26 protein-coding genes, 1 other RNA gene, 1 riboswitch and 2 other annotated features (1 of these 30 cut by a window edge) are annotated in these 26,260 nt (G+C 39.4%); of the genes, 4 read left to right on the top strand and 23 right to left on the bottom strand.

All coding sequences use genetic code 11. The features are described 5' to 3' along the window. Nucleotides 1-16: 16 nt before the first annotated feature. The gene (gene ligD / locus BK584_RS01180; RefSeq protein WP_245808966.1) at nt 17-1,804 is read left to right on the top strand and encodes a DNA ligase D; all 1,788 of its coding nucleotides are present in this window, start codon (nt 17-19) and stop codon (nt 1,802-1,804) included. A 28-nt stretch (nt 1,805-1,832) separates the two neighbouring features. Here the strand turns inward: ligD and BK584_RS01175 are convergent, their stop codons facing one another. The 18 genes from BK584_RS01175 to cymR all read right to left on the bottom strand — a co-directional run bounded on the left by BK584_RS01175 (nt 1,833) and on the right by cymR (nt 17,695). Then, nucleotides 1,833-2,462 carry a YrrS family protein gene (locus BK584_RS01175; RefSeq protein WP_169870976.1) on the bottom strand — a complete coding sequence of 210 codons (630 nt, stop codon included), beginning with the start codon at nt 2,460-2,462 and terminating at the stop codon, nt 1,833-1,835. Between the two features lie 147 nt (nt 2,463-2,609). Beyond that, the gene (gene greA, locus BK584_RS01170; protein WP_054711660.1) at nt 2,610-3,086 is read right to left on the bottom strand and encodes a transcription elongation factor GreA; all 477 of its coding nucleotides are present in this window, start codon (nt 3,084-3,086) and stop codon (nt 2,610-2,612) included. A 56-nt stretch (nt 3,087-3,142) separates the two neighbouring features. Beyond that, nucleotides 3,143-3,790, bottom strand: coding sequence for a uridine kinase (udk, locus tag BK584_RS01165; RefSeq protein WP_078390892.1), 648 nt, complete (start codon nt 3,788-3,790; stop codon nt 3,143-3,145). After that, nucleotides 3,787-4,464 (bottom strand): O-methyltransferase, encoded by a 678-nt coding sequence (locus BK584_RS01160; protein ID WP_078390891.1) that lies wholly within the window; start codon nt 4,462-4,464, stop codon nt 3,787-3,789. The genes udk and BK584_RS01160 overlap by 4 nt, the downstream gene beginning before the upstream one ends. Nucleotides 4,465-4,519: 55 nt before the next feature. Continuing rightward, nucleotides 4,520-5,683, bottom strand: a complete 1,164-nt coding sequence (mltG, locus tag BK584_RS01155) for an endolytic transglycosylase MltG (protein WP_078390890.1) — start codon at nt 5,681-5,683, stop codon at nt 4,520-4,522. Nucleotides 5,684-5,812: 129 nt separating this feature from the next. Continuing rightward, nucleotides 5,813-6,115 (bottom strand): DUF1292 domain-containing protein, encoded by a 303-nt coding sequence (locus BK584_RS01150; RefSeq protein ID WP_078390889.1) that lies wholly within the window; start codon nt 6,113-6,115, stop codon nt 5,813-5,815. Between the two features lie 27 nt (nt 6,116-6,142). After that, on the bottom strand, nt 6,143-6,571 hold the full coding sequence (ruvX, locus tag BK584_RS01145; protein WP_078390888.1) for a Holliday junction resolvase RuvX: 429 nt from the start codon (nt 6,569-6,571) through the stop codon (nt 6,143-6,145). Then, nucleotides 6,568-6,840 (bottom strand): IreB family regulatory phosphoprotein, encoded by a 273-nt coding sequence (locus BK584_RS01140; RefSeq protein WP_054712443.1) that lies wholly within the window; start codon nt 6,838-6,840, stop codon nt 6,568-6,570. The genes ruvX and BK584_RS01140 overlap by 4 nt, the downstream gene beginning before the upstream one ends. Nucleotides 6,841-6,926: 86 nt before the next feature. Next, nucleotides 6,927-9,569, bottom strand: coding sequence for an alanine--tRNA ligase (gene alaS, locus BK584_RS01135; protein WP_078390887.1), 2,643 nt, complete (start codon nt 9,567-9,569; stop codon nt 6,927-6,929). Nucleotides 9,570-9,618: 49 nt separating this feature from the next. Further along, nucleotides 9,619-9,830 (bottom strand) — a binding site (T-box leader). 57 nt (nt 9,831-9,887) lie between these two features. Then, a complete protein-coding gene (locus BK584_RS01130; RefSeq protein ID WP_245808782.1) occupies nt 9,888-10,970 on the bottom strand; it encodes an AI-2E family transporter in 1,083 nt (360 codons plus the stop codon). Between the two features lie 84 nt (nt 10,971-11,054). Next, complete coding sequence (locus BK584_RS01125) at nt 11,055-11,240, bottom strand: DUF3918 family protein (protein WP_078390885.1); 186 nt, start codon at nt 11,238-11,240, stop codon at nt 11,055-11,057. 18 nt (nt 11,241-11,258) lie between these two features. Next, nucleotides 11,259-11,450 carry a YrzR-like zinc ribbon domain gene (locus tag BK584_RS01120; RefSeq protein ID WP_078390884.1) on the bottom strand — a complete coding sequence of 64 codons (192 nt, stop codon included), beginning with the start codon at nt 11,448-11,450 and terminating at the stop codon, nt 11,259-11,261. A 12-nt stretch (nt 11,451-11,462) separates the two neighbouring features. Next, nucleotides 11,463-11,924 (bottom strand): PRC-barrel domain-containing protein, encoded by a 462-nt coding sequence (locus BK584_RS01115; RefSeq protein ID WP_245808965.1) that lies wholly within the window; start codon nt 11,922-11,924, stop codon nt 11,463-11,465. 57 nt (nt 11,925-11,981) lie between these two features. Further along, complete coding sequence (gene recD2 / locus BK584_RS01110) at nt 11,982-14,261, bottom strand: SF1B family DNA helicase RecD2 (protein ID WP_078390882.1); 2,280 nt, start codon at nt 14,259-14,261, stop codon at nt 11,982-11,984. A gap of 5 nt (nt 14,262-14,266) precedes the next feature. Next, on the bottom strand, nt 14,267-14,926 hold the full coding sequence (locus BK584_RS01105; RefSeq protein WP_078390881.1) for a tetratricopeptide repeat protein: 660 nt from the start codon (nt 14,924-14,926) through the stop codon (nt 14,267-14,269). A 37-nt stretch (nt 14,927-14,963) separates the two neighbouring features. Beyond that, nucleotides 14,964-16,061 carry a tRNA 2-thiouridine(34) synthase MnmA gene (gene mnmA / locus BK584_RS01100; RefSeq protein ID WP_078390880.1) on the bottom strand — a complete coding sequence of 366 codons (1,098 nt, stop codon included), beginning with the start codon at nt 16,059-16,061 and terminating at the stop codon, nt 14,964-14,966. A gap of 30 nt (nt 16,062-16,091) precedes the next feature. Then, complete coding sequence (locus BK584_RS01095; RefSeq protein ID WP_078390879.1) at nt 16,092-17,252, bottom strand: cysteine desulfurase family protein; 1,161 nt, start codon at nt 17,250-17,252, stop codon at nt 16,092-16,094. Between the two features lie 23 nt (nt 17,253-17,275). Then, nucleotides 17,276-17,695 (bottom strand): cysteine metabolism transcriptional regulator CymR, encoded by a 420-nt coding sequence (gene cymR, locus BK584_RS01090; protein ID WP_078390878.1) that lies wholly within the window; start codon nt 17,693-17,695, stop codon nt 17,276-17,278. Between the two features lie 234 nt (nt 17,696-17,929). Between cymR and BK584_RS01085 the strand changes: the two genes are divergently transcribed. Together BK584_RS01085 and BK584_RS01080 are read left to right on the top strand one after the other, a co-directional pair. Then, the gene (locus BK584_RS01085) at nt 17,930-19,192 is read left to right on the top strand and encodes a replication-associated recombination protein A (protein WP_078390877.1); all 1,263 of its coding nucleotides are present in this window, start codon (nt 17,930-17,932) and stop codon (nt 19,190-19,192) included. 190 nt (nt 19,193-19,382) lie between these two features. Next, the gene (locus BK584_RS01080) at nt 19,383-20,012 is read left to right on the top strand and encodes an RsfA family transcriptional regulator (RefSeq protein ID WP_078390876.1); all 630 of its coding nucleotides are present in this window, start codon (nt 19,383-19,385) and stop codon (nt 20,010-20,012) included. Between the two features lie 149 nt (nt 20,013-20,161). Here the strand turns inward: BK584_RS01080 and BK584_RS01075 are convergent, their stop codons facing one another. Continuing rightward, nucleotides 20,162-20,929 (bottom strand): tRNA threonylcarbamoyladenosine dehydratase, encoded by a 768-nt coding sequence (locus BK584_RS01075; protein WP_078390875.1) that lies wholly within the window; start codon nt 20,927-20,929, stop codon nt 20,162-20,164. 108 nt (nt 20,930-21,037) lie between these two features. Then, nucleotides 21,038-21,217: non-coding RNA, 6S RNA (gene ssrS / locus BK584_RS01070), on the bottom strand. A 182-nt stretch (nt 21,218-21,399) separates the two neighbouring features. On the opposite strand from ssrS, the gene BK584_RS01065 reads away from it, so the two are divergent. Further along, a complete protein-coding gene (locus BK584_RS01065; protein ID WP_078390874.1) occupies nt 21,400-21,708 on the top strand; it encodes a hypothetical protein in 309 nt (102 codons plus the stop codon). Nucleotides 21,709-21,711: 3 nt separating this feature from the next. On the opposite strand, the gene BK584_RS01060 is transcribed toward BK584_RS01065, so the two are convergent. The 3 genes from BK584_RS01060 to hisS all read right to left on the bottom strand — a co-directional run bounded on the left by BK584_RS01060 (nt 21,712) and on the right by hisS (nt 26,200). Further along, nucleotides 21,712-22,911 carry a homoserine dehydrogenase gene (locus BK584_RS01060; RefSeq protein ID WP_078390873.1) on the bottom strand — a complete coding sequence of 400 codons (1,200 nt, stop codon included), beginning with the start codon at nt 22,909-22,911 and terminating at the stop codon, nt 21,712-21,714. Nucleotides 22,912-22,979: 68 nt separating this feature from the next. Next, nucleotides 22,980-23,087, bottom strand: a riboswitch (SAM riboswitch). 61 nt (nt 23,088-23,148) lie between these two features. Next, nucleotides 23,149-24,921, bottom strand: a complete 1,773-nt coding sequence (gene aspS, locus BK584_RS01055; RefSeq protein ID WP_078390872.1) for an aspartate--tRNA ligase — start codon at nt 24,919-24,921, stop codon at nt 23,149-23,151. Beyond that, on the bottom strand, nt 24,914-26,200 hold the full coding sequence (hisS, locus tag BK584_RS01050; RefSeq protein WP_078390871.1) for a histidine--tRNA ligase: 1,287 nt from the start codon (nt 26,198-26,200) through the stop codon (nt 24,914-24,916). Before hisS ends, aspS begins: the two co-directional genes overlap by 8 nt. A 56-nt stretch (nt 26,201-26,256) precedes the next feature. Further along, nucleotides 26,257-26,260 (bottom strand) — a binding site (T-box leader); it runs 221 nt beyond the window's last position.

Raw genomic sequence — 26,260 nt, 5'->3', positions numbered from 1 at the left:
TGATTTTTTGAAGCCAATGAAAGCAACAGAAACCACAAAAATGCCGTCCAATGATTTTGGTTTAGCTGAAGTGAAGTACGATGGCTTTCGATGTATGGTTTTGTTAACAGCTAATAGGATTGAACTTCGAAGCCGTAATGACCGAATTTTAAACAGTACTTTTCCTGAAGTGGTATCAGCGCTAGAAAAAGTCCAAGAAAACCTTAAACCTTCTTTACCCCTTTTAATGGATGGTGAACTCGTTTGTTTGCAGAACGCTTATGCAAGCCATTTTCATATTGTACAAACTCGTTCGCGAATGACCAATCAAGTAAGAATAAAAAGAGAATCCATCATTCATCCTTGTCAATGGATTGCGTTTGATCTACCACAAGAAAGAAAAGCGTATACAGAGAGGCGTTATGAATTAATCCAGTTATGCCAAAAAGCAAATATCTCACAATTATCACCTTCATGTTGGCAAAACACTTTGCACTGTATCTCAAGTGACACAATTACTTCTGTTTATGATCTCGTGCAACGTTTTAACGGTGAGGGGCTTATTGCAAAAAACACAAAAGGGTTATACCACGATGGTACTCGAACAAAAGAATGGTTAAAGCTTAAACGCTATCGCTATATATCAGTACTTGTTACGTTTTACGAAGAATCGAATGGATACTTTCATGGCAGCGTGCGTGATAATCAACAACTACTAAAAGTAGCTGTTTTTAAGCACGGTATCACTTCTGAAGAGCATAAAACGTTAAAACAATTTTTTCTTTCACATGGTAAAAAAGAGAAGACTGGAATTTCCTTACCACCCACGATCGTTGTTGAATTAGCCTGTATTGATTTCGCTGGTGGTCAGTTAAGAGAAGTTCACTTTGCACGCTTTAAGCATGATACAAAAGTTGAAACAGTCACGTTACTATCCCTTTATAGGTCATTGTTTCCTTTACCAGAAACCTTACACACAACTAGTTTGGACAAGCCTCTTTGGGCTCATACAAACAAAAAAGAGTACTTAAATTATTTACAAGCAGCTAGTTCCTTTATGCTACCATTTCTCCACAATCGAGCCCTCACGGTTATTCGATTCCCACACGGAACGATGCAGAAAGAACGGTTTTATCAAAAACACGTACCAAATTATGCGCCAGATTATGTGCAAACTGCCTGGCTAGAAAACATTGAATACATTCTTTGTAATAATCCAGATACATTGCTTTGGTTAGGAAACCAGTTGGCTCTTGAACTCCATGTTCCATTCCAACCTGTACAGTATTCAAAACCTAGTGAAATTGTCTTAGATCTTGATCCGCCTGATTATACTACTTTTAGTTTAGCTCGAGAAGCTGCCCTCGATATTAAGTTAATTTTTGAGCGATTTGATTTGCCCTTTTTTTGTAAAACAACCGGCGGTAAGGGATTACAGATTCACGTCCCTTTGCAAGAGGATGCCATATCGTACGAAGAGACAGCGCGATTTCTCTCCTTTGTAGCCCAATTTTTAAGTAAACAAAAAAAAGAGCTATACACTACGGAACGTTTGAAGCGCAACCGGAAAGGACGACTTTATCTTGATTATGTTCAACATAGTTTCAATAAAACAGTTATTGCTCCTTATTCGATGAGAGAATCCGGTTATATTGCAACGCCTCTCACAGAAGAAGAGTTGCATTCCACTACACTTACTCCAGAGCAATTTACTCAAAAAATGGTCTATGAACGCTTTTTACGCCTTCAGAACCCATTTGCAAATTATAACCATAAAAGAGTAAGTAGAAGCGAATTTCTGAAGATATTAGATAAAATCCAATAAAAAAGCAATGCGCATATGCGCATTGCTTTTAATAACTTGGTTGTGTGGCTGATTCTTCTACCGATTCAACTCTCCAACCAACATTGTCTTCCCATTGAATCCGAACGTCATAATACATGCTGGAATTACGATCTAATAAAATTCCTCGTGCACTTGTTGTGGACCCACCATTTTCTAACCGAATAATTGTTGTCGATGCTTCATCTAATCCTGCACCTAAATGAACAGCTTCTGACATCTCGCTCCAGTTTTGCCCAGCGCTAGAAAAATCATTTGGGTTGGGATTCGTTTGCTCTGTTGGTACAACCATTTCTCCGTCTTCTGTTCCTTCTTCATCTTCATTTGCACTATCTTCTTCTGTTCCTTCGTCTTGGTCTTCTGTTCCTTCTTCATCTTCGTTGGTAGCATCTTCATTCGATTCGCTATCATTCCCATCAGACGAACCTTCTTCGTTACCTTCTTCAATCGTTTCACCATCACCTGACTCACCAATCCCAGTCTGTTCCTCATCAACAACTGTATCCTTAGATGAATCATTAAAATAACTAAACGCCAAGCTACTTCCTAGAAAAATAATCAGTACGGCAACGATCGTAATCGCCACATTTAAAATTTGATTTGCACGTTTACTTTTTCGCTGTTGATAACGCTGTCCCATTTTAGATTCCCTCCGTTCGGGCATGATACTCTGTCTTCATTATAGCTCGTATTAGCTGAACTTCAAGCATAGAATTATGTCATAATGTATAAATTTATTGGCAAAAAACAGGAACCTCCTGCATGAATCATGCAGGAGGTTCGCCTTTTAACGAATTTCTAGGATTTCTACTTCCATCTCACCCGCAGGCGTGTTAACTGTAACTTTATCATTAACTGTTTTTCCAATTAAGCTTTGCGCCATTGGAGAATCATTTGATATTTTTCCTTCAAGAGGATCTGATTCAGCTGAACCAACGATTGTGTATTCTTCTTCTTCGCCATCAGGCAATTCGATTAAACGAACCGTTTTCCCTAATGATACGACATTGCCGGCTGCTTTTTCTTTTTCAATCATTACGGCATTGCGAATCATTTTTTCTAGTTGTGCTATTCTTCCCTCTACAAAGGCTTGATCTTCTTTTGCAGAATCATACTCTGAATTCTCAGAAAGGTCACCAAAACTGCGTGCAACTTTTATACGTTCAACGACTTCTTTACGGCGAGTTGTTATTAAATGTTGCAACTCATCTTCTAATTTTTTCTTTCCTTCTTCAGTCATATAATGCTTTTTTTCTTCTGACATTACTTTCACTCCTCATTGTTGGCTAAATAATACTTCCACTTCCAATAAGCTGGCAATCAATTTGAAAAATCTTTTGTTTTCTGTTCAATAATCGTACGTATTTTTGTTGCCATCAAATCGATTGCCACCTTGTTTTGTCCGCCTTCAGGTATAATGACATCCGCATACCGTTTTGTTGGTTCAACAAATTGGAGATGCATAGGCCTGACAACGGCTGTATATTGCTCAATCACAGAATCAATTGATCGGCCACGATCTTGTGTATCGCGGAGCAATCGCCTGATAATCCGGATATCAGCATCAGTATCAACAAACACTTTTATATCCATCATGCTTCGTAAACGTTCGTCTTCAAGGATTAAAATTCCTTCTAAAATAATGACATCTTTTGGGTCAATTTTCACGACTTCCTCTGCCCTTGTATGATTTGCATAATCATAAGAAGGCTTAAAAATCGGAGAACGATCAGCCAGTTGCATTAAATGAGCATAAAGAAGCTCATTGTCGAATGCAAGTGGATGGTCATAATTTGTTTTTAAACGTTCGTTAAATTCAAGATGGTCTTGGTTTTTATAATAAGCATCTTGTTCAATTAGAACAATTGATGATTCGCTAAATTGATTAAATATTTCTTTTGCGACCGTTGTTTTACCTGAGCCTGTACCTCCGGCCACTCCAATGATCACGGGTCTACTTGCATTCATTTGTTTTCAACTCCCGTACTGCCTGCCTGTTCTCGCTTTATGCTACAGGCAAGACCATCCCCTATTGGTAATATTCTTGTTTCAAATGATGGATGTTGGCATAACCATGTATTATAACCTTTTATCTTTTCAACAAGTTTTCGTAACCGCTTTGGTTCAATCGTATCATTATCTGCAGCTACTAACCCCCGAAATAAAATGTTATCGCTAAGTACAAGTCCACCTTCAGAGAGCATTGGGGTATACTTTTCGAAAAATGATTTGTATTGACCTTTAGCAGCATCAATAAATAATACATCAAAAGGTTTTAAATGTACAACAAGATCCACTGACTCATTGGCGTCACCTTGCATAAGTGTAATTCGATCACTAAGTCCAGCTCGCTTCACGTAAGCAACTGCTTGTCTATATCTTATTTCATCACGCTCAATTGTCGTAATATGCGCAGACGGAAGCGCTTCCGCCATTCGAATAGCGGAATATCCAATAGCCGTCCCGATCTCAAGAATCGCTGACGGTTGTTTCATTTTCAATTGTAAAAGCATTGCTTCAATCGCAACAAGTTCCATAATAGGGACCTGTTCACGTACAGCAAACTCTTCCATTTCCGAAAGAAAAGCCGATCGCTTTGGTAGCAAAGATTCTACATAATCATTAATTTCTTGCTTAATCATCATGTCCATCCTTTATTATCTAAAAAGCGAGGTAGGATTAACCTCATTGTCCTCGCTATTCTTCTTCATTTTCTTCATCCTGGTTCGTTGCTTCTTCCCATTCATGCCTATACGTATTTCTAGCTTCTAAATGCTGGTCATAGTCTTCATTATATATAATCTCACCATTGTAACGAGCATAAAAATAAAGATAGTCTGTTTCATTAGGATCAGCAGCAGCTACAATTGACTGTTCACGTACAGTAGATATTGGTCCAGGAGGTAGCCCTGTATACAAGTACGTATTATATGGAGAATCAACATCTAAGTCATCATAAGTTGTCATATAAATATGTTCCCCTTGAGCATAAGCTACTGTAGGATCTACTTGAAGCATCATGTCATCGTCAAGTCTATTATGAAGCACACCGGCTATCTCGAATCGATCTCTAGCCTCTCTTGCTTCTCTTTCAATGATCGAACCCATTGTCAATAATTCATGAAAGGTATAGTCACTTGCCTCAATATACGCCTTGTTATTTTGATAAATCACTTCCATTTGATCAAGCATTGCTTTAACAACCGTTTCAATATCAGGTTGTTCGTTTTCAAATGGATAACTCGCTGGGAACAAGTAACCTTCTAATGGGTGGTGAATTTCTTCATCTAGTACCTCTTCTGTCAACATTTCGTATTCATCAATCAAAGAATGAACATAGTCCGTATCATCAATTACCGCAAAAATATCTTCTTGTGAACTACCCGTAAATTCTGCTAAGCGTTCAGTCAACGTGTTTAATGTTAAACCTTCTGGTACAGTGATCGTTAACGCTGTCTCAGTCATGACACGACCATCTTTTAAGTTACTGATAATTTCATCTGTCTCCATAGCCGAATTTAGTGTATACGTTCCTGCTTGAAAATCAGATTCATTTTTATAACGTGTGTAGTACCGAAAGATTGTTGCATTGCGAATAACACCTTCATCTTCTAGAATAGCCGCAATTCCACTTGTAGACGTATTAACAGGGATTTCAACTTCCACTTCCCTGCTGTCTCCTTCACTATCAACTGGTTTAAGCGCATTAGATAAGTACGTATAACCACCTATAAGTACCACTAGGACAAGTGCAAACAAGACAGCAACACAAATCAACACGATTTTACGTACAGTTTTCGCTTGTGAAGCTCGTTCATGATACACTTCATTCTTTTTATATTGGTTCTCCTTATTTGCCATTAATTGCCTCCTTACCCGCCCCATTATACTATAAATCACACAAATAGTGTGAGTATTAGACAACAAGTAGCATAAAATGCGTCTTCATTCGAAAGGAAACCCGTGCAGAAATTGCACGGGTTTTCGTTTTTACTGATCTTCGTCTTCTTCCTCTTCTTCAGTGAACGTGTTTAACATTTCTTCAATCATGCTCCATTCTTCATCTGTTTCAACAGGGAAGAATGCAATATCATTTTCCTCATCATCTCGATCTTCATAACGGAAAGCAAACACTTCTACTTCCTCGTCATCGGTTTCATCGTCACCAACTGGAATAAGTACTATATATGATTTACCCGTTTCGTCCACAGAAAAGCGAAACAGTTCATCAAATAAGTGCTCTGTCCCTTCTTCATCTGGTATTACAAAACGTTCTTTTTCTTCTTGTGCCATTAAAAATCCCTCAATTCTATAGTATATCTACGACAAAGTTTGTGACTGACGATCTAAGTAACCTTGTAAAATAAAAACAGCTGCCATTTTATCCACAACTTTTTTTCGTTTTTTTCTACTTACATCTGCATCCACGAGAACACGTTGAGCTGCCGCTGTAGTTAGTCGTTCGTCCCAAAGAATGGTCTCAACACTTGCGTATTCTTTTAGTGTTTGAGCAAATGTCTCACTTCTTTGCCCACTTTCACCAATTGTACCATTCATATTTTTAGGATACCCTATTACAACTGTTTGAACCTCATGTTCTTTCACTAACGCAGCTATTGCCTTAAAATCCGGTTCCACATCACTCTCATGGCGCTTAATTGTCGATAAACCTTGAGCTGTCCAACCAAAAGCATCACTAAGCGCCACACCAATTGTTTTAGTACCCACGTCAAGACCAAGAGTTCTCATTTGCTCTCCTTGCCATGTTGACGTAAATAAGATTTAACAAGTGATTCAATCAACTCGTCCCTTTCAAGCTTACGTATGAGCGTTCGAGCATCACGATGGCGAGGGATATATGCGGGATCTCCCGACAACAGATAGCCAACGATCTGATTAATTGGGTTGTATCCTTTTTCCTCAAGCGCATCATAAACAGACAAGAGCACTTCTTGTACATCTTCATCAAAGGAATCATCATTAAAATTAAACTGCATCGTGTTATCCATTGAACTCAACTAGCTCTCACCTCTTTTAGCGTTCTTTTATCAAAAAGAATCGGTCAACCTTACATTAACCTTTATTGTACAACATAAATGGCTAATTAGGAAATTGATTTTACATATTCCGTTGCATACGCCAGTGCTTCTTCTAATTTAGCCGGATCTTTACCACCGGCCTGGGCCATATCAGGGCGACCGCCGCCGCCGCCGCCGGTACGAGCAGCGACTTCTTTAATCAATTTGCCCGCATGGTATCCATCTTCCATTGCTGGTTTCGTTACACCTGCTACAAATGATAGTTTCTCTCCTGTTTTAGCACCAAGAACAATAACTGCTTTATCGTAAGATTGTTTTAACGTATCAACCATTGAGCGTAGTGCATCCATATCTTTCGCTTGGACAGCAGCTGAAACAACAGTTACACCATCAATTACGACCGCTTTATCCGTTAGATGACCCGCTTCATATTTGCCTAATTTAGCTGTCAATGATTCGTTTTCCCGGTTTGCTTCACGTAATTCAGCTAGTAAGCCATCGATGCGCTGTGGCACATCCCTTACTTGCTTTGTTTTTAAGCGCTCAGCCACATCATGTAACATGCTGATTTGATCATTTAAAAATTCATAAGCACCCTTTGAAGTAACAGCTTCTATTCTTCGCACACCTGCACCAATACCAGATTCGCTTATAATCTTGAACAAGCCTATCTCTGAAGAATTACGAACATGACAGCCACCACAAAGTTCTAGACTATAATTGCCAACTTGTACAACTCGAACTTCTTCTCCATATTTTTCACCGAATAGAGCCATCGCACCCATAGATTTAGCTTCTTCTAAACTTTTTGTTGCTATTTCAACTGGAAGTGCCAACCAAATTTTTTCATTCACTAATTCTTCGATTTGCTTCATTTCATTTGGTGTAACTTGCCCAAAATGAGAGAAATCAAAGCGTAGGCGCTCACTATTTACGAGTGATCCTGCTTGATTGACATGCTCGCCAAGTACATCCTTTAACGCTTGGTGGAGTAAATGTGTTGCTGTATGGTTTTTCACAATATCAAGTCGTTCACGAACTTCAATTCGAGCACTGACCTTAGCACCAACAGAAATTTCACCATTTAACACATTCACCGTATGAAGATGTTGACCGTTTGGAGCCTTTTTTACATCTGTAACAACAGCTTCCCCAGCATCGGTATGCAACGTACCACGATCAGCTACTTGCCCCCCACTCTCTGCGTAAAACGGAGTTTCATCAAGCAATAATTGAACAATATCGCCTTCATGAGCTTCTTCCACAGATTCTTTTCCGCGAACAATTGTTTGAATCGTACTACTCGCTTCCGTCTGTTCATAACCAACAAACATACTTGGTGTTTTTAACTCACCAAAAATATCTTCTTGTACGCCCATTGAAGAAGTTTCTTGACGGGCAGCTCGAGCACGACTCCTCTGACCTTCCATTTCTCGTTCAAATCCGTCTCGATCAACAAGGAATCCTTGCTCTTCAACATATTCCTCGGTTAAGTCAATTGGAAAGCCATACGTGTCATAAAGACGGAAAGCATCTTCACCAGCAATCACTTGCTTCCCTTGCTCCCGCGCTTTTTTCATCACTTCATTTAAAATAACAAGTCCATCATGAAGCGTTTCGTGAAACCGTTCTTCTTCAGTACGGATGACACGTTGTATAAAATCACGCTTCTGTACAACATCAGGATAAAAGTCTTTCATAATGTCCCCTACAACTGGAACAAGCTCATACATGAACGGCTTCTCGATTCCTATAGCTTTAGCAAAACGGACCGCACGGCGTAATAGGCGACGTAATACATACCCTCGTCCTTCATTAGAAGGGAGAGCGCCATCTCCCACTGCAAATGCTACTGTTCGAATATGATCAGCTATGACTTTGAAAGCTGTATCTGCATCATCGTTGCCAGTATTATAAGTAGCTTGAGATCGTTTTACCGTTTCTTGAATAATAGGCAGAAACAGATCTGTATCAAAATTAGTCCGTGCATCTTGAATAACAGAAACCATCCGTTCTAATCCCATTCCAGTATCAATGTTCTTCTTAGGTAAAGGAGTATATGTTCCATCAGCATTATGGTTAAATTGAGAGAATACTAAATTCCAAATTTCCAAGTAGCGGTCATTTTCGCCCCCTGGATATAATTCTGGATCAGTAGGATCATTCCCATACTCAGGGCCTCTGTCATAAAAAATCTCTGAATTTGGGCCACTTGGTCCTTCACCGATATCCCAGAAATTACCCTCAAGTCGTATAATGCGCTCTGCGGGTACCCCAATTTTTTCTAACCAATAAGCATACGCTTCATGATCCTCTGGGTGTACAGTTACAGATAACTTTTCCGGTTCAAAGCCAACCCATTTTTCATCTGTAAGAAACTCCCACCCCCATTTAATCGCATCTTCTTTAAAATACTCACCAATTGAAAAATTGCCTAACATCTCAAAAAATGTATGATGACGTGCAGTTCTACCAACATTCTCAATATCATTTGTACGAATTGATTTCTGTGCATTTACAATCCTTGGATTGTCAGGAATAACTCGTCCATCAAAGTATTTTTTTAAGGTAGCAACACCACTATTAATCCAGAGTAACGTTGGATCTTCAAACGGCACAAGTGATGCACTTGGTTCAACCGAATGACCTTTTTCTTTGAAGAAATCAATAAACATTTGACGAACTTCTGCGGAAGTTAATCGTTTCATTTTTATCACTCCTTATGTAAATAGGCAAACAAAAAAACTCCTCCCTATCAAAAGGGACGAGATCTCTGTTCACGCGGTGCCACCCTCATTATGGCAGCAATAAACTCCCATCACTCAAGCACCTTTAACGCAGGTTACGGCGAGTTTTTCTCGCTACTCCAGAATAGCGTTCCCCATTACTTCGTTTTTGCTTTTTCCAGCCTAGAAAGCAATTCTCTTTTAAAACGGTTTAATGCGTACTCGTTCTTTCATAGTATTTAGCTATCTTTCCTTACGATCTTCTATTCACGACGATTATAGCGTTCGATCGCCTAAATGTCAATCAAACTCAATGTCACCTTTGACTAACTGACGTATATGCAATACGGTTACTTTTATAATTGCGGCGAGAGGGACCGCTATTAACAATCCAATTACTCCAGCACTTTCAACACCAATTAGCAATGCAAGGATAATAAATACTGGGTGTAGATGAACTGTTCTGCCCACAATTAGTGGCGATAACACATTCCCTTCAATTTGTTGAATAATGATTAGAGAAATAGCAGTATAAATACCTAACGTTGTTGATTCGAGTAACGCCGCCCCCACTGCAGGAATAGCTCCTATAAGCGCTCCGAAGTATGGAATTAAATCAGTAGCACCTACAAATAGACCTAATACAATAGGGTAAGGTACTCCCAAAAGCCAAAAAACGATCGTTGATAACCCTCCTACGCAGAGTGCAACTAAAAGCTGACCTCGTATGTAGGAACCAAAAGTATGATCAACATCATGCAAGTAGCGCAAAGCTTTTTTTCGCCATGGCCTTGGTGTTAAATAATAGCCCACTCGTTGCAACAAGGTGTAATCTTTCAATAAATAAAAAACAAGAAATGGCACAATCACCCACGTCATTGACGATCGAATTAAAGCAAGAATGACTGTCTCAAGTTGATCGAGACCCCTTGCAGCAAATGATTCAACCCTTCCACTCCATTCTGACACATGATCCCCAAACGGGTCAGGCAATGATTCAGCTGATTGTTGTAAGGAAAAAATGGACTGTTTAATTAGACCAAGATGTTGTGGTAATACGTCCATCGCTTCATTTACTTGCTTCATTAATGCCGGCACACCAAACAGTAAAGAAACGCCTATTATTACTATGAAGGAAAAAAACAATCCAAATGTTGCGATTCCACGAGATAATCCTAAATGAACAAGTTTTTCAATGATTGGATGAAGCAAATACGCTGCTACACAAGCGCAAACAATTGGCCATATTAATGTTAAAGCAATGTCCCAAACCGGTTTTAAAAAAGATAATGCATAAAACAACAACATGAAAAAAATGATCATTAATAACCATTTTGTCCATTTTAATACGTCTTGCTGTAATCGCTCACGCTTCATCTTCATCCGAACCCCTTTCTGTCATCGTTAGCTTATGCAGTAGACTCCATCGTTAAACAAAAAAACGGCCATTGGCCGTTTTTAGAACGCTTAATCAAATAAGCGCTTCACTTTCTTTTTCGTTTTTTTCCATGTGCGTGTGTTCATGAGCTTTTTATCAGCATCCATTAATGGTTCAAAAAAAGAATGCACTTTCTTTTTCGTTTTTCGATCATTCATTGAATACCATGCTGCTCCTAAACCGATGACCATAAGCGGGGCTATTGTTTTCCGCAAGCGACTCACCTCGATTCACTACATGTTTACACGGCGCACATCTTCTTCAAATAAATCATCAAGTGAGCTTAAAGATCCATCTTCTTCAACTTGATGAAGCTGAAGTGTTCCTTTAACTAAACTCATCTCAATAAAGCAATTCCAGCAATAATACTGGTTTGAACCAATCTTTCCAATGTCTTTACGCTCGCAGTTTGGACAACGCATCATAGGTGCCTCCTTTTACAGAGACAGTATGGCTCTTTCTTTGCTAATGACCAGGTCTTCACCTTTTACGATTTTACGACCTTCTTTTAAGTCGACTAGCCAACCATCTGTCACCTCATACCCTATGATCGTGCCCATTTCGACGCAGAAATATACATCTTCTACAAGGCCTAAAATGTCTCCTTCATTGGATAATAGTGGTTTGCCTTTGAAGCGTCTGCGGCTCGTGCAGATTGGATAAAGCTGTTTGTGCTTTTCGGCCACACGTTGCAAGGCAGATGGATTCGCAACCATAATTGCTGCCTGTCCTGCTTCCAGAATCGCCGATATGGGTAAAAACATATGATGAGTAAACCATTTTGGTTGTTTAATGGATAATCCTGCAACCATTTTTCCATCAAACAATCCATCAACTACTCTACCTAGCTCTTCCCCATTTGAACATGAAATGATCGGTAACCCCATTAATGCTTGCATCGTTCGCAAAAGTTGCACCACCCTTCCGAACATACTTAATGTGTGCAACACAACATTTCAATATGCCCGGGGAACGTTACCAGTGCGTTCACTCCATTCTTTTAGGCGTTCTTGTAATTTAGAATGACGATGTTCATCTGCATGACTAATTGCGTATTCAAATGTATTTAAATCGCCGCAAAGGAGTAAAAATTGCTTTGCTCTTGTAATACCTGTGTATAATAAATTCCGTCTAAGCATCCGTCGATAGCTCGAAATAACCGGCATAACTACGATGGGAAATTCGCTTCCCTGTGCTTTATGAATCGATGAACAATACGCGTGGGTCAATTGTGAAAAATCCTTTTTCTCATAAGTAATTTCCAAACCATCAAAGGAAACAACAAGTTGATCCTTTTTTTCTGTTGTTTCTTTCGCATAAAAAATGGCAACAATTTCGCCTCTATCGCCATTATAAACGCCTTCTTCTGTGTTATTCACTAACTGGAGGACCATATCCCCTTTTCGAAAAACAATATCGCCAAAAGCCATTTCGCGTCGTTCTTCTTTTTGAGGGTTAAAGAGAGACTGTAACATGCCATTTAATTCATTTATGCCTGCTTGCCCTCTATACATCGGTGCAAGTACTTGAATTTCTCTGGCACTATACCCTTTTTTTAATGCATTCTCGCAAATTTGCCACACCGCTGTTTGTACTTGAGAAAGAGAACACGGGAAAAAACGTCGGTCTGCTTTTTTTTCGATAAAATCAGTTGGTAATTGTCCGTCTTTCATTGCATGAGCCAATTCAATAATTGATGAACCTTCAGCTTGGCGATAAATATCTTTTAGCTGCACGGTTGGCATTATGCCTGCTTCTAACAAGTCACGAAGAACTTGACCTGGCCCAACAGAAGGGAGCTGATTTTCATCACCAACTAGAACAACTTGCATCCCCTTGGGAATTGCTTTAAATAATTGATTCGCTACCCAAGCATCCACCATTGACATTTCATCAACAATAAGCAATTCACCTTCCAGTTGTTCGTGATCTCCCTTTTCAAAACCTGTCGCGCTCCCTTTCCATCCAAGTAAGCTATGAATCGTACTTGCAGGCAACTCAGTTGCTTCAGCCATCCGTTTCGCGGCTCTCCCTGTAGGAGCTGCCAGTTTTATCGGCAAGGGTTTAGACTTATTGTACTCCCCTAAATCAAGCGACAAACCGTGTAGAGAAGCGTACGCTTCAACAATTCCTTTAATTACAGTCGTCTTTCCTGTACCAGGTCCTCCTGTTAGAAGCAGCAATGGAGACTCCAGCGCAGTTTGAATTGCTTCCTTTTGTGTAGCAGAATACGTTACACCTTGATTTTCTTCTAGGTTGCCCAACGTTTTCTCAACTTCTGCACGCGGAAACTCTTGCTTTAGTTTTTGAGTCATTATGCGCCTAATATTTGTTGCTATTCCTTTTTCGGCATAAAAAAGCGATTTTAAATAAACACGATCCTCTTCTTTTACTAAGAGACCTTCTTCATTCATTTGTGAAATGGTCTCCATCAATAAAGCCTCATCGATCTTTTCTTGTGGACTAGATAAAAGAGCGCTCGCTTCTCTCGTCAATAATTCAGCAAGTAAATAAAGGTGCCCTTCTTGAATACTTAACTCATTTATTAAATACAATAAACCTGCACGCATACGCTCTGGATGACTACCAGTCAGCCCAATAGCAGCTCCAAGTTGATCTGCTCTACGGAATCCCACACCTTCTACATCTTGAATAAGCAAATAAGGGTTCGTCCGAATAATATCTAATGCTTGCAGCTTATACACTCTATAAACACTCATTGATAATTCAGTTCCGAAACCATATTGCGACAATTGTATAATGACTTGCTCTGCACCTTGCTGTTCCAACAATTGATGATAGAGCATATCTGCAGTTTCTTGTTTCAGCTTAGGAATTTTTTTTAACACATTGCGATCTTCAATAATTGCAGAAATCGCTCTTTCACCTAGAGTCTCTACAATCGCTTCAGCTGTCTTTTTTCCAACACCAGGAAAACGGTCACTAGCTAAAAATCGACTAATGCCACTTTTTGTTTGTGGCAATTCCCGTCTAAACGTGTCTACTCGATATTGCTCACCAAATCGAGGATGGGCAGTCATTTGACCAAAAAACAGATAGGTCTCTTCAAGTTCTAGCTCCGGTAAATGACCAATGATTGTGATCTTATTTGACTCAACTTGTTCGTTGCTTTTCTCAATCCGGACAGTTGAAACGGTATAATCATTCTCATCATTGCGAAACAATACGTTTGTTACTTTTCCTTTAATGAAGCCTTGAATGTCATCAGTCTCCATTTCGCTCACCCGTTATTTATCGCATCTTCAACCACCCGTTTACCATTCCCAGCCAGTAAATGATCAGGTTGATGAGATAGAGCAGAATTAAATGATGCAAGCGCGGCTTCCGCCTTATTATTACCTGCATGGATAACCCCTAGATTGTAATAAGCATCGGCATGACTTGGTTCAAGCTCGATTGTTTTTTCCAAATAAACTTGTGCTTCTTCCAATTGTTCGAGCTGGGCTAAACAAAGTCCATATTGAAAATTTATCTCACTGTCTGATGGGTTAAGTTCAATAGCTCGACTTAAATTTGCTTGTGCATGTGCAAGCGCACCTTGCTGGTAGTGACTCATTCCAAGCATATAAAATAAATCCGCTTCATTCATACCTTGTTTTGCAGCTTCAACAAATGCTTTAATTGCTTGCGGATACGCCTCTTCTTGATAATAAACTGTACCGATTCCATAATGAGCAGCAATTGCCTTGTCATCTAATTCAATTGCTCTTGTAAAAAACAATTTTGCCCGTTCAAAATCACCAAGTAAACTTAATAAATTGGCCATATTAATATAACCAGTCGCTTCTTTTGGAAACTCTTCAATATATGCCGTAAATTCTTGTGCAGCTTCTTCATACTTTCCCTCACGCATCAGTTCAATGCCTTTTTGATTATCCACTATAATTCCTCCTCATTTAAAAAGGGGAAAACACCAATTAGGCATTTTCCCGCACTACTACATCAATTGTTCCCCCGCCAATGCAACGGTTGCCTTCATATAAAACGACAGCTTGGCCAGGCGTAATCGCGCGCTGCGCATCATGAAATTTAATATACGCTTTTCCATCATCACCAGGTATTACTGTAACGTCTTGATCTTCTTGACGGTAACGGAATTTCGCTTTACATGTAAATGGTTCAACACGCGGAGTATTCAAAATCCAGTTCATGTTAACTGCATGTAATGCTTCTGAATAGAGCCCGTGATGATGATACCCTTGTCCAACAATAAGAACATTACGATCAAGGTCTTTGTCAATCACAAACCAAGGCTCACCTGCACCACCAATACCAAGACCTTGGCGTTGACCTAACGTGTAGTACATCAAACCATCGTGCTGCCCTTTCACTATGCCATCGGTCGTTTCCATATTACCAGGTTGAGCAGGTAGGAATGTTTGTAAAAACTCCTTAAAATCCCGTTCTCCAATAAAACAAATTCCTGTACTGTCTTTTTTTGTTGCAGTTGCTAATTTAGCTTCAGAGGCTAATTTACGCACCTCTGATTTTGGTAAGTGACCTAAGGGAAACATTACTTTAGAAAGTTGTTTTTGGGTAAGAGCATTCAAAAAATACGTCTGATCCTTATTTGTATCATTACCTTTAATAAGGCGGAATTCACCGTTTACTTCTTCTAATTGAGCATAATGTCCCGTTGCCACATAATCAGCACCAAGGGAGATAGCATGATTTAAAAATGCTTTGAATTTAATTTCTTTGTTGCACATAACATCAGGATTAGGTGTTCGTCCAGCTTTATATTCATCTAAGAAATAAGTAAATACTTTATCCCAGTACTGTTTTTCAAAGTTAACAGAGTAATACGGAATACCAAGTTGTTGAGCGACTCGTTCTACGTCTTCATAATCCTCAGTAGCTGAACAAAAACCAGCATCATTTGTGTCATCCCAGTTTTTCATAAAAATTCCGATCACATCATAGCCTTGTTCTTTTAACAGTAATGCTGTAACAGAAGAATCAACGCCACCAGACATCCCTACTACTACACGTGTGTCTTCTGGTTTTTTTTTCATTTTTGTTCCCCACTTTCCTTGCATAAAACCTTATACAATAAACTCGCTTCGTTCACGTTCATCCTTAACAGATGATGCGATTTTTTCAAATGCACGTCTTACTTCATCTTCAGTATTTGATAGTCCAAAACTAAAACGAACAGCTTCTTGAAGCTGTTTACTTCCTGATCCATACATTGCATTGATAACATGGGAAGGAACATGGGCACCTGCTGTACAAGCCGACCCACCAGAGGCAGCAATACCAAGTAAATCGAGTTTCATCAATAATTGGTCTGTGTGAATCCCTTCGAAACAAACATTTAGTATATGAGGCAGCCGTAACACTTCTGAGCCATTTTCTGTTACACGAATCTCGTGACGTTTCATTATGGAATGAAAAATCTCCCGGTAATGTTTATAATCAGAAATCCGTTGTTCTCGATTGTCGTTCGCAATTGACAAAGCCTTTGCAAAACCAACAGCTCCCGGTACGTTTTCTGTTCCAGCGCGACGTTTTCTTTCTTGTTCACCACCAAAAAATAATGGTGAAAGTTTTAATCGGTCCCGAACATACAAACATCCAACACCTTTTGGACCATTCAATTTATGACTAGCAATAGACATCATGTCAACATTCAGAGCTTCGACGTCAAGTGACAAGAGTCCTGCTGCTTGAACTGCATCTGTATGGAAAACTGCTTGATGACCTAATAGAAGTTCACCAATTTCTTCAATCGGTTGTACAACCCCAACCTCATTGTTTCCATACATTACCGAAACAAGGATCGTCTTGTCCGTTAATGCCTTACGAACGTCCTCAATAGAAACGAGACCCTCTTCATTCACTTTCAAGTATGTTACTAAAAACCCTTCAGACTTTAATTGATCTAATGTATGCAAAACGGCATGATGTTCGATCTCGGTCGTAATAATATGATTTCCTTTTTCTCTATTCGCCCGTGCATAGCCAATTAAAGCAAGATTATTTGCTTCTGTACCACCACTTGTAAACAAGACCTCATGTTCTGTTGCTTGCAAATAAGCAGCAATTGTCTTACGAGCTTCCATTAAACCTTGTCTCGCAACCCTTCCAAATTGATGTGTACTTGAGGGATTGCCAAAATCCTCCGCAAAATAAGGTAACATCGCATCTAACGCTGCTGGGTGCAAAAGAGACGTTGCAGCATGGTCAAGATAAATTTGTTCCATAAACCGCACCTTCCATCATTCCATTAAATATAAAACATATAATAATCTTGCTCGCCTTCTTCTTTAAAGTTCGCTAAGTCTGCAAGGGTTGTTTTATCTAACACGTCTTTCACTGCATCACGAATTTTAATCCATAAGTCACGTTTTGCAGGCTCTTCATCTTCCAGCACTTCTACAGGACTAATTGGACCTTCCAGTACACGAATGATATCACCCGCAGTAATGGCCTCAGCATCCTTTGCTAACATATAACCACCGTATGCTCCACGGACACTTTTTACAAGCATTGCGTTTCGAAGTGGTGCAATTAATTGTTCTAAATAGTGCTCTGATAGTTTATATTCCTTAGCGATTGATTTCAAGGAAACAGGTCCCTCACCAGTTTTTTTGGCAAGAGCCATCATAATTGTTAGTCCGTAGCGCCCTTTTGTTGAAATTTTCATAAGTCATTCTCCTTTTTAAATAAGCATGTTTTCTGGCGATCTCGCAGTTAAAAACAAAACATCGTCATTTCCTTTGTCCCTATACCTTACTTATTCCACCATTCTATAATCATTTGACATTATAGCATGTTTTCATACCGGATTGATAGAAATTCAGGCTTGTTTTAAGTTTGGACAAGTAGTCCTATCGTGCGCTACACTACGAAGAGCACCACCTAACAGGAGGGATTTTTAATGAAAAGACAACCGTTAGCATTCCGCATGCGTCCGACATCAATTGATGACGTCATTGGTCAGCATAGTCTTCTTGATGAAGGCAAGCTTCTGCGGAGAATGGTGGAAGCTGACCAGCTTTCATCTATGGTGCTTTATGGACCGCCAGGCACAGGAAAAACATCAATAGCCAGTGCAATTGCCGGTTCAAGCGGTCAACACTTTCGGTTGCTTAATGCGACCGTACACAATAAAAAAGATATGGAAACCACAGTTGAAGAAGCGAAGATGTATGGCTCTTTAATTTTAATTCTTGATGAAGTCCATCGACTTGATAAAGCAAAACAAGATTTTTTATTGCCCCACCTAGAAAGTGGCCTTCTTCTACTTATTGGTGCAACAACCGCAAACCCATACCATTCCATAAATCCGGCAATACGTAGCAGGTGTCATATATTTGAGTTAGAGCAATTAGCACCAGAAGACATTGAAAAAGCGTTAAATCGCGCGCTTACTGATGTAGAAAACGGCCTCGGAAATGAGAATATTGATATTGCACCAGAAGCGATTACTCACTTATCCCTTGCTTGTGGAGGAGATGTACGTGCTGCTCTAAATGCTCTTGAACTAGCCGTTCTTTCTACATTGAAAGGAAAAGACAATGTAAGAACTGTCTCTCTCTCCGCTGCAGAGCAAAGCATTCAGAAAAAAAGCATTCAACATGACAAAAATGGGGACGCTCACTATGATGTACTCTCTGCTTTTCAGAAGTCGATTCGTGGGAGCGATGTGAATGCAAGCCTGCACTACTTAGCCAGACTAATAGAAGCAGGAGATCTTGTTAGCATCCATCGACGCCTATTAGTTATTGCCTATGAAGACATCGGTCTTGCGAATCCACAAGCTGGTTCAAGGACGCTTGCCGCGATTGAATCCTCGGAAAGGATTGGACTACCAGAGGCACGAATTCCTCTCGCTAACGCCGTCATCGAACTAGCACTGTCTCCTAAAAGCAACAGTGCATATAAGGCAATCGATGAAGCATTAATGTCACTTAGAGATGGTGGAAGTGGTGAAATCCCTCGTCACCTCAAAGATGCGCATTATCAAGGAGCCAAAAATTTAGGTCGAGGCACGGAATATAAATACCCGCATGACTTTCCTGATGCTTGGGTTCGTCAGCAATATTTGCCAGACTCATTCAAGAATCACCGTTATTACGAACCAAAACAAACAGGCAAATTTGAACAAGCATTAGCCGATTTATACAAAAAACGCAAGTAAGTCTATTCTTCTTGCGTTTTTTTGCTGCTCCTAAACTGTCATCCTGTTAATAAATAGACTGTCAATGCTTCTGTTACAACAATCTCGACAAAATAATCTCCTTTACTCAAATGGATTTTTACTAGCCTAGTATAAAAAAGAACAAGACTGGAAAAAGTAAAAACAAAGACATATCGCAGGAGTTGAGATAATGAAAATAAGACAAGATGCATGGTCCCATGAAGATGATGTACTGTTAGCTGAGACAGTCCTAAATCATATAAAAGAAGGAAGCACACAATTAAAAGCGTTTGATGAAGTCGGAGATGCACTAAATCGAACTTCTGCAGCATGCGGATTTCGATGGAATGCAGTTGTGAGACAGAAACATTTAACCCATATAGACCAAGCTAAACGTGAAAGGAAAGAACGAAAACGCGAGCTATCATCCAGCTTCTTTCAACCAAAAACATTTGAACGAACAAACATAGTAGAACCATCGTTTTATCGGACGCCGTCAAACACTAGCGGTTCAGTAACAATTGATTCGATTATTGTTCAATTAAGACAACTCGAGAATCAAACTGAACAATCCAGTAGTCTAAAATTAGAAAACGATCGTTTGCGTACGGAGCTCAAGAGAACTTCATCAAAATTAAATGATTTAGAAACAATGCTCGCCAGAAATAAACAAGAACATAGTATGATTGAAGAAGATTATCAATCACTTATTTCTATTATGAACCGTGCAAGACGGATGGCCATTCTCGAAGACACAATCGAAGACCAAACCGCTTTTCGCATGGAAGGAAATGGAAACCTCGAAAAACTAGAGAAATAAAAAAAGCTTGTCGATACAGCCCCTTAACAAGAGACTGTCGACAAGCTTTTTTACTATTGAGTAAATAGTTGATTCATTTAAAACGTTGCCAAGACTCTCGGCAACAACTTTGCTAAATACTGACGATCTTACGATGCCTTAAAATGTTTTTATGATAATCGATTAATTTCTATTCCATCTAATAAAGTAGTAATGACATGACCTGCCATAATTAAACCAGAAACCGAAGGTACAAAAGCATTTGATGAAGGAGGCATTTTTGCTTTACGAATTGAACCTTCTTCAGCAGACTCTGGTACGATTTCCTTCCGAATATCCTCACGAATCTTAATAGGCTTCTCATCGGAAAAAACCACTGTAACACCCTTATGAATGCCTTCTTTACGTAATCTCGTTCGAATGACCTTAGCAATCGGATCATAGCTTGTTTTCGAGATATCTGTTATTCGTAATCGTGTTGGATCCATCTTATTCGCAACACCCATACTAGAAATAAGTGGGATATTCCGCTTCTTACATTCCTTTATTAAATGAATTTTATATGCAATCGTATCACTTGCGTCAACAACATAATCTAGCTTATGATCAAAGAAAGACTCATACGTTTCCTCTGTGTAAAACATTTTTAAAGAGACAACCTTGCATTCTGGATTTATTTCTTCAATACGCTTGGCCATTAGATCAACTTTAGGCTGTCCAACAGTCGAAATCAATGCATGTATTTGTCGATTCACATTTGTAATATCCACATCATCTTTATCTACAAGTACAATTTTCCCCACTCCGGATCTGGCAAGTGCCTCAGCAGAAAAAGAACCTACTCCGCCTATCCCAAGAACAGCCACTGTACTTCCTTTTAATCGTTCAAGACCATCATGGCCAATCGCTAGTTCATTTCGTGAAAATTGGTGTAGCATTTTATGATCAATCTCCTTTATAACAAGCTTTTCCTTTTGTGATCATACCACATTGACAGAAAAAAACACATAAAAAAAGCAACCAACTAGGTCACTTTAGCTCATAAGTATGATCCCGAGTATGCCGTAGGAAAATGAAGCTTTGAACCTGCCAGGCAGGTGGGTGCTTTGCATTAATCATTATACGTCCCCAGCTTGCGGGGCATGTAAGCAGATCAACAACGACAAGCTCCCTTTTTTAAGGTGTTGGCTCAAAGAGTAACGTCCTTACGTACATCTCAGGATTTAAGTTGTATATGTATCTTAACAGATGGACTATTTCTAAGCAATAACCTTTCGAAAAATTACGACTTTTGTCTCATTCACGTTGGTATAGTCATTATTAACCGCCAAGCATGATTTTTAAACTACATAATCACTCGAGTTTTACTTAGAAATATGTTAACTTATCAAAAAGAGGAGCTGATGATATGAACGCAATTGTCACACAACGGTGTATTGAAGTGAAACAAGAAATAGGAATGTTAGAAAAAAGAATTGTCGAAACGTCATTCGAATTAAGCTTATATGAAGACCGAATTCAAACGACACACGATTATTATCCAATTGAATCTGTGTTTGATATATCCTATCGTTTTCCAAGCAATAAAAAAGATACACTCGGGTTCCTATATCTTCATACAAGTCAAGGTGTATCAACTTATAAGATTAAAACAGCACCGGACGAACTAATTAAAGAATTTAAGAAACGAATGCCTGAAACGAAATTTCGACCATAACGGTTACCTTTTTGCGGTCTCTTTACTTCTCAATGAAGCGGACCCAATTAATGGATATGTGGCAAACGGCACCGGGTACGTTGGAGAATTGACTAATAAGACGGACCCTCCTACCACTTCTTTTTCTGCCCATTTCTTTGTTTTTCTCACAAGTTCTTGCGCCAACTCTCTTTCCCCTTCTTTAATCAACCATAATTCCTTTCCGTCTTGCTCTTTCTCAGTCAACTTTTCTATACGTGGCTCACGTTTTAATTTTCTATTCTGTTCGTGTAGGACAAAATCTTCCACAACACTGTTGGCAGTCGTTTGTTTACCCGCACCAGGTCCAGAAAATACTAGTTGACCGATCGCTGTCCCGTTTATACAAACGCCATTTATCACATCCTCAACTGCTGCCAATGGATGGGTTGATGCGATAAAAGTGGGCTTCACGGAACAAACAAGATCTCCTCGCTTATTCACAGCAGCTTGCGCTAGTAATTTTAACGAAAAGCCTAACTCAAGTGCTACTTGAATATGCCACACATCAATCAACTTAATTCCTTCACGAGCGATTAGATCAGGTTTTATCCATTCTCCAAAACATAACTTTGCTAGTAAACCTATCTTATAAGCTGCATCAAAACCTTCTACATCTGCAGAAGGATCTTCCTCTGCATAACCTAATTGCTGCGCCTCTTCTAACGCTTCTATGTACGTTTTACCTTCTTTCATTCTTGTCAGAATATAATTTGTTGTTCCATTTAGAACGCCTTGAACAGAGCTAATTTCCGTTGTTGGTAAGACCGTTTTTAATACATTTACGATTGGAACTGCCCCGCAAACTGCAGCATCCCAACCATAATATACATTCGCTTGCTGTGCGGTATCCTCAAGCTCTTCTCCATGGGTAGCAACTAGCTTCTTATTTGCTGAAATAACCGGGATTCCTCTTTTTAATAGTGCTTTCGTATACGTCCTTGCCGGTTCCGTCCCATTCATCGCTTCAAAAACAAGATCATAGTCGGTTTTTAAGAAGTGCTCCCAAGAAGAAGTCACTCGCTCAATGACGGAAGCGTCGCGCACTTTCGCTTGGTTTTTCACAAGAATTGAAACAATATTGATTCGTTTACCTAGCAACCGTTCAATTTCATCTTGAGATTGTATGATGCGTTCATAAATCCCTGTTCCTACAGTTCCAAAACCGATTAGACCAATTTTCACATTTCCCACTCCTTAGCTAATAATAAAACAAAATAACCCCCCTCTTCGATAAGAAAAGGGGGGCACCTCACTTATCTTCCAGAACACATCGTTCTGCTGAAAGTAGCACCTTTGTTTTAAAAAAACTGGTTGCCGGGTTTCGTCGGGTCAGGTCCCTCCACCACTCTGGATAAGTAATATTAAATTTTCTGGTATTTTGTTAATATTGCACATTATAGAATGAGCTGAGGCTTATTGTCAACTACGTTTTGCAATAACAGAGAGGTTTAAATCAATTAATTGCTCAACACTAACTGATCCTGGCGCTTCTGTTAATAAATCACTTGCACTAGCTGTTTTTGGAAATGCAATGACTTCGCGCAAATTGTTCTTCTGTGCTAACAACATTACGATGCGGTCAAGACCAAGTGCAATTCCACCATGTGGAGGTGTTCCATATTCGAATGCATCAAGCAAAAAGCCAAACTCTTCTTTTGCTGCCTCTTCGCTAAATCCTAATAACGCAAACATTTTTTCTTGCAAACCTCGTTCATAAATACGCTGAGAACCTCCACCAAGCTCATAGCCATTTAAAACAAGGTCATATGCTTCTGCACGAACACTTTCTGGTTTTGATTCCATTAAGTGTTCATCTTCTTTTTTCGGACGAGTAAACGGGTGGTGTAAGGCAACATAGCGTTTCGCTTGTTCATCATATTCAACAAGTGGAAAATCAACTACCCATAGAAAATTAAATTTGCTTTTGTCAATTAAGTCGAAGTCTTTACCGAATTTTAAGCGTAGTGCACCAAGTGAGTCAAATACAACCTGCTTTTTATCAGCTCCAAAAAATAGTAGGTCTCCTGCACTCGCATCCATTGCCGTAATTAAGGCTTGTGCTTGTTCTTCATTAAAGAATTTTGCAATCGGACCTTTTAATTCGTCTTGGTCCACTTTTAGCCAAGCTAAACCTTTAGCTCCGTAAGGCTTTACAAAATCAGTTAATGCATCGATTTCTTTACGGGACATTTGGTCTGCGCCACCTTCTAGCTTTAACCCTTTCACGATACCCCCTGACTCGATCGCACTTTTGAAGACTTTAAAGTCCGTGTCTTTTAACACTTCTGAGAGCTCGATAAGCTCCATCCCAAAACGTGTATCTGGCTTATCAGAACCATAACGATTCATTGCTTCATCATACGTTATACGATCAAATGACTGCTCAACTTCTAGATCGTGTGTTTCTTTCATAAGACGCTGCATCATGCTTTCTGTCATTGCCAAAATTTCTTCTGTGTCAAGAAAACTTGTTTCAATATCAATTTGGGTAAATTCAGGTTGTCTGTCTGCACGCAAGTCTTCATCACGGAAACAGCGAACAATTTGAAAATATTTTTCGAAACCAGATACCATTAATAATTGCTTGAAAATCTGTGGAGACTGAGGCAAAGCATAAAATTCCCCTGGATGAACTCGACTTGGGACTAAATAATCTCTAGCACCTTCTGGTGTACTCTTAGTAAGCATTGGCGTCTCAATTTCTAAATAACCATCATTATCTAGAAAATCTCGCACTGTTTTCATCACACGATGACGCATCGCAAATGATTCTTGCATATCAGGTCGACGTAAATCTAAATATCGATATTTTAAACGTACATCTTCAGAAGCTTCTGTATTTGCTTCGATTTGAAACGGAAGTGATTTTGATGAATTAATCAATTCTAATTCATCTACATGAATTTCGATTAACCCCGTGGCTAGTTTTTCATTAACTGCATTAGCCGATCTTTCAACTACCGTCCCTTTTATTGCAACAATGTATTCGTTACGAATTTTATCCGCCGCTTCCAAAGCAGACTTGCTAATATCCGGGCTACAGACTGTTTGTACGATGCCTGAACGGTCTCTTACATCTAAGAAGATTACTTGACCAAGGTCACGGCGGCGCTGCACCCATCCTTTTAATTCGACTTGCTCTCCTGCAAGCTCTACTCCAAGCTGACCGCAGTGGTGTGTTCGTTTAATCATTTTGTTTTCCTCCTCTTAGGTCTACTATATGACTCACTAATTCACTTAATGGTATTGTTTTTTGTTCGCCGGAACTCATATGTTTAATAACAGCTTCTTCTCGGGAAAGCTCATCATCACCAATAATGACCGTGCATGAAGCTGCATAACGATCCGCTGCTTTTAATTGTGCTTTCATTTTTTTGTTTAAGTAATCTTTATCCACTCGAAGTCCTGCTTGCCTTAATTGGTGTACAATCAATGGTGCTCTTTTATTCGCTTCATCACCAAGCGCAACAACGTAAGCGTCTAAATTTCGTCTCTTTGGTAACTCCACTTGTTCTGCCTTCATCGCTAGAATAAAACGTTCAATACTGAATGCAAACCCAATCCCTGGAGTTTCGGGTCCTCCAAATTCTTGTACAAGACCGTTGTAGCGGCCACCACCACATAATGTTGTAATCGCACCAAAACCAGGTGCTGTGCTCATTAACTCAAAAGCAGTATGGTTATAATAATCAAGCCCTCTAACAAGTGTTGGGTCAACAGTATAAGAAATACCTAGCATATCAAGCGTTTCTTTTAGTTGAGTAAAATAATTGCTTGAAGTATCATTTAAAAAGTCAAGAATTGAAGGCGCTGTGTTCATTAAAGGGTGCTCCCGATCTTTTTTACAGTCGAGAATTCGTAATGGATTTTTTTCTAAACGAGCTTGGCAATCGCTGCAAAATTCGCCAATCGCTGGTTTAAAGTGGCTAATAAGTGCTTCGCGGTGCGCAATTCTACTTTCTGAATCGCCAAGTGAATTAATAACCAGTTTTAAATTCACAATGCCTAAACGTTTGCATATATCAACTAGTAACGCCAAAACCTCTGCATCTAATTGGGGACTTGCACTTCCAAGTGCTTCCACTCCAAATTGAACAAATTGACGCATTCTCCCTGCTTGGGGACGCTCATAACGAAACATCGGTCCAGTATAATAAAGTTTTGTAGGCTGATTCGGTGATCCAAACAGTTTATTCCCAACATACGAACGCGCAACAGAGGCTGTGCCTTCAGGGCGAAGCGTTAAACTTCGATCACCTCTATCTTTAAACGTATACATTTCCTTTTGAACTATATCTGTTGTATCGCCAACACCTCTTGTAAATACTTCCGTATGCTCAAATATAGGTGTTCTTATTTCTTCAAAGTTATAGGTTTCACATACTTCTTTAGCGACTTTTTCGATATACTGCCAGATTACTGCATCTTCGGGCAATATATCTTGGGTTCCTCGTGGTAACTGTACTGACATAACATCCCTCTCCTTTTCTTAAAACAAAAAAACTCTCGTCCCAGATGATATTAATCATCT

Source organism: Shouchella patagoniensis, assembly GCF_002019705.1.
GTDB classification, from domain to species: domain Bacteria; phylum Bacillota; class Bacilli; order Bacillales; family Bacillaceae_D; genus Shouchella; species Shouchella patagoniensis.
The sequence above is the reverse complement of the archived record's forward strand: the minus strand, read 5'-3'. Positions and strand labels throughout refer to the sequence as shown.

What these genes read in the sequence shown, in the direction of transcription:
- BK584_RS01150 (WP_078390889.1), bottom strand. Translation starts at nt 6,115, where the DNA reads ATGGCACAAGAAGAAAAAGAACGTTTTGTAATACCAGATGAAGAAGGG.
- mltG (WP_078390890.1), bottom strand. Translation starts at nt 5,683, where the DNA reads ATGGCAAATAAGGAGAACCAATATAAAAAGAATGAAGTGTATCATGAA.
- BK584_RS01115 (WP_245808965.1), bottom strand. Translation starts at nt 11,924, where the DNA reads ATGCAAGCATTAATGGGGTTACCGATCATTTCATGTTCAAATGGGGAA.
- BK584_RS01130 (WP_245808782.1), bottom strand. Translation starts at nt 10,970, where the DNA reads ATGAAGATGAAGCGTGAGCGATTACAGCAAGACGTATTAAAATGGACA.
- BK584_RS01095 (WP_078390879.1), bottom strand. Translation starts at nt 17,252, where the DNA reads ATGGAACAAATTTATCTTGACCATGCTGCAACGTCTCTTTTGCACCCA.
- hisS (WP_078390871.1), bottom strand. Translation starts at nt 26,200, where the DNA reads ATGTCAGTACAGTTACCACGAGGAACCCAAGATATATTGCCCGAAGAT.
- BK584_RS01160 (WP_078390891.1), bottom strand. Translation starts at nt 4,464, where the DNA reads ATGATTAAGCAAGAAATTAATGATTATGTAGAATCTTTGCTACCAAAG.
- cymR (WP_078390878.1), bottom strand. Translation starts at nt 17,695, where the DNA reads ATGAAAATTTCAACAAAAGGGCGCTACGGACTAACAATTATGATGGCT.
- aspS (WP_078390872.1), bottom strand. Translation starts at nt 24,921, where the DNA reads ATGATTAAACGAACACACCACTGCGGTCAGCTTGGAGTAGAGCTTGCA.
- udk (WP_078390892.1), bottom strand. Translation starts at nt 3,790, where the DNA reads ATGAATGCAAGTAGACCCGTGATCATTGGAGTGGCCGGAGGTACAGGC.
- BK584_RS01120 (WP_078390884.1), bottom strand. Translation starts at nt 11,450, where the DNA reads ATGATGCGTTGTCCAAACTGCGAGCGTAAAGACATTGGAAAGATTGGT.
- BK584_RS01065 (WP_078390874.1), top strand. Translation starts at nt 21,400, where the DNA reads ATGAACGCAATTGTCACACAACGGTGTATTGAAGTGAAACAAGAAATA.
- mnmA (WP_078390880.1), bottom strand. Translation starts at nt 16,061, where the DNA reads ATGAAAAAAAAACCAGAAGACACACGTGTAGTAGTAGGGATGTCTGGT.
- ruvX (WP_078390888.1), bottom strand. Translation starts at nt 6,571, where the DNA reads ATGAGAACTCTTGGTCTTGACGTGGGTACTAAAACAATTGGTGTGGCG.
- BK584_RS01075 (WP_078390875.1), bottom strand. Translation starts at nt 20,929, where the DNA reads ATGCTACACCAATTTTCACGAAATGAACTAGCGATTGGCCATGATGGT.
- BK584_RS01175 (WP_169870976.1), bottom strand. Translation starts at nt 2,462, where the DNA reads ATGGGACAGCGTTATCAACAGCGAAAAAGTAAACGTGCAAATCAAATT.
- alaS (WP_078390887.1), bottom strand. Translation starts at nt 9,569, where the DNA reads ATGAAACGATTAACTTCCGCAGAAGTTCGTCAAATGTTTATTGATTTC.
- ligD (WP_245808966.1), top strand. Translation starts at nt 17, where the DNA reads ATGAAAGCAACAGAAACCACAAAAATGCCGTCCAATGATTTTGGTTTA.
- recD2 (WP_078390882.1), bottom strand. Translation starts at nt 14,261, where the DNA reads ATGGAGACTGATGACATTCAAGGCTTCATTAAAGGAAAAGTAACAAAC.
- BK584_RS01085 (WP_078390877.1), top strand. Translation starts at nt 17,930, where the DNA reads ATGAAAAGACAACCGTTAGCATTCCGCATGCGTCCGACATCAATTGAT.
- greA (WP_054711660.1), bottom strand. Translation starts at nt 3,086, where the DNA reads ATGTCAGAAGAAAAAAAGCATTATATGACTGAAGAAGGAAAGAAAAAA.
- BK584_RS01080 (WP_078390876.1), top strand. Translation starts at nt 19,383, where the DNA reads ATGAAAATAAGACAAGATGCATGGTCCCATGAAGATGATGTACTGTTA.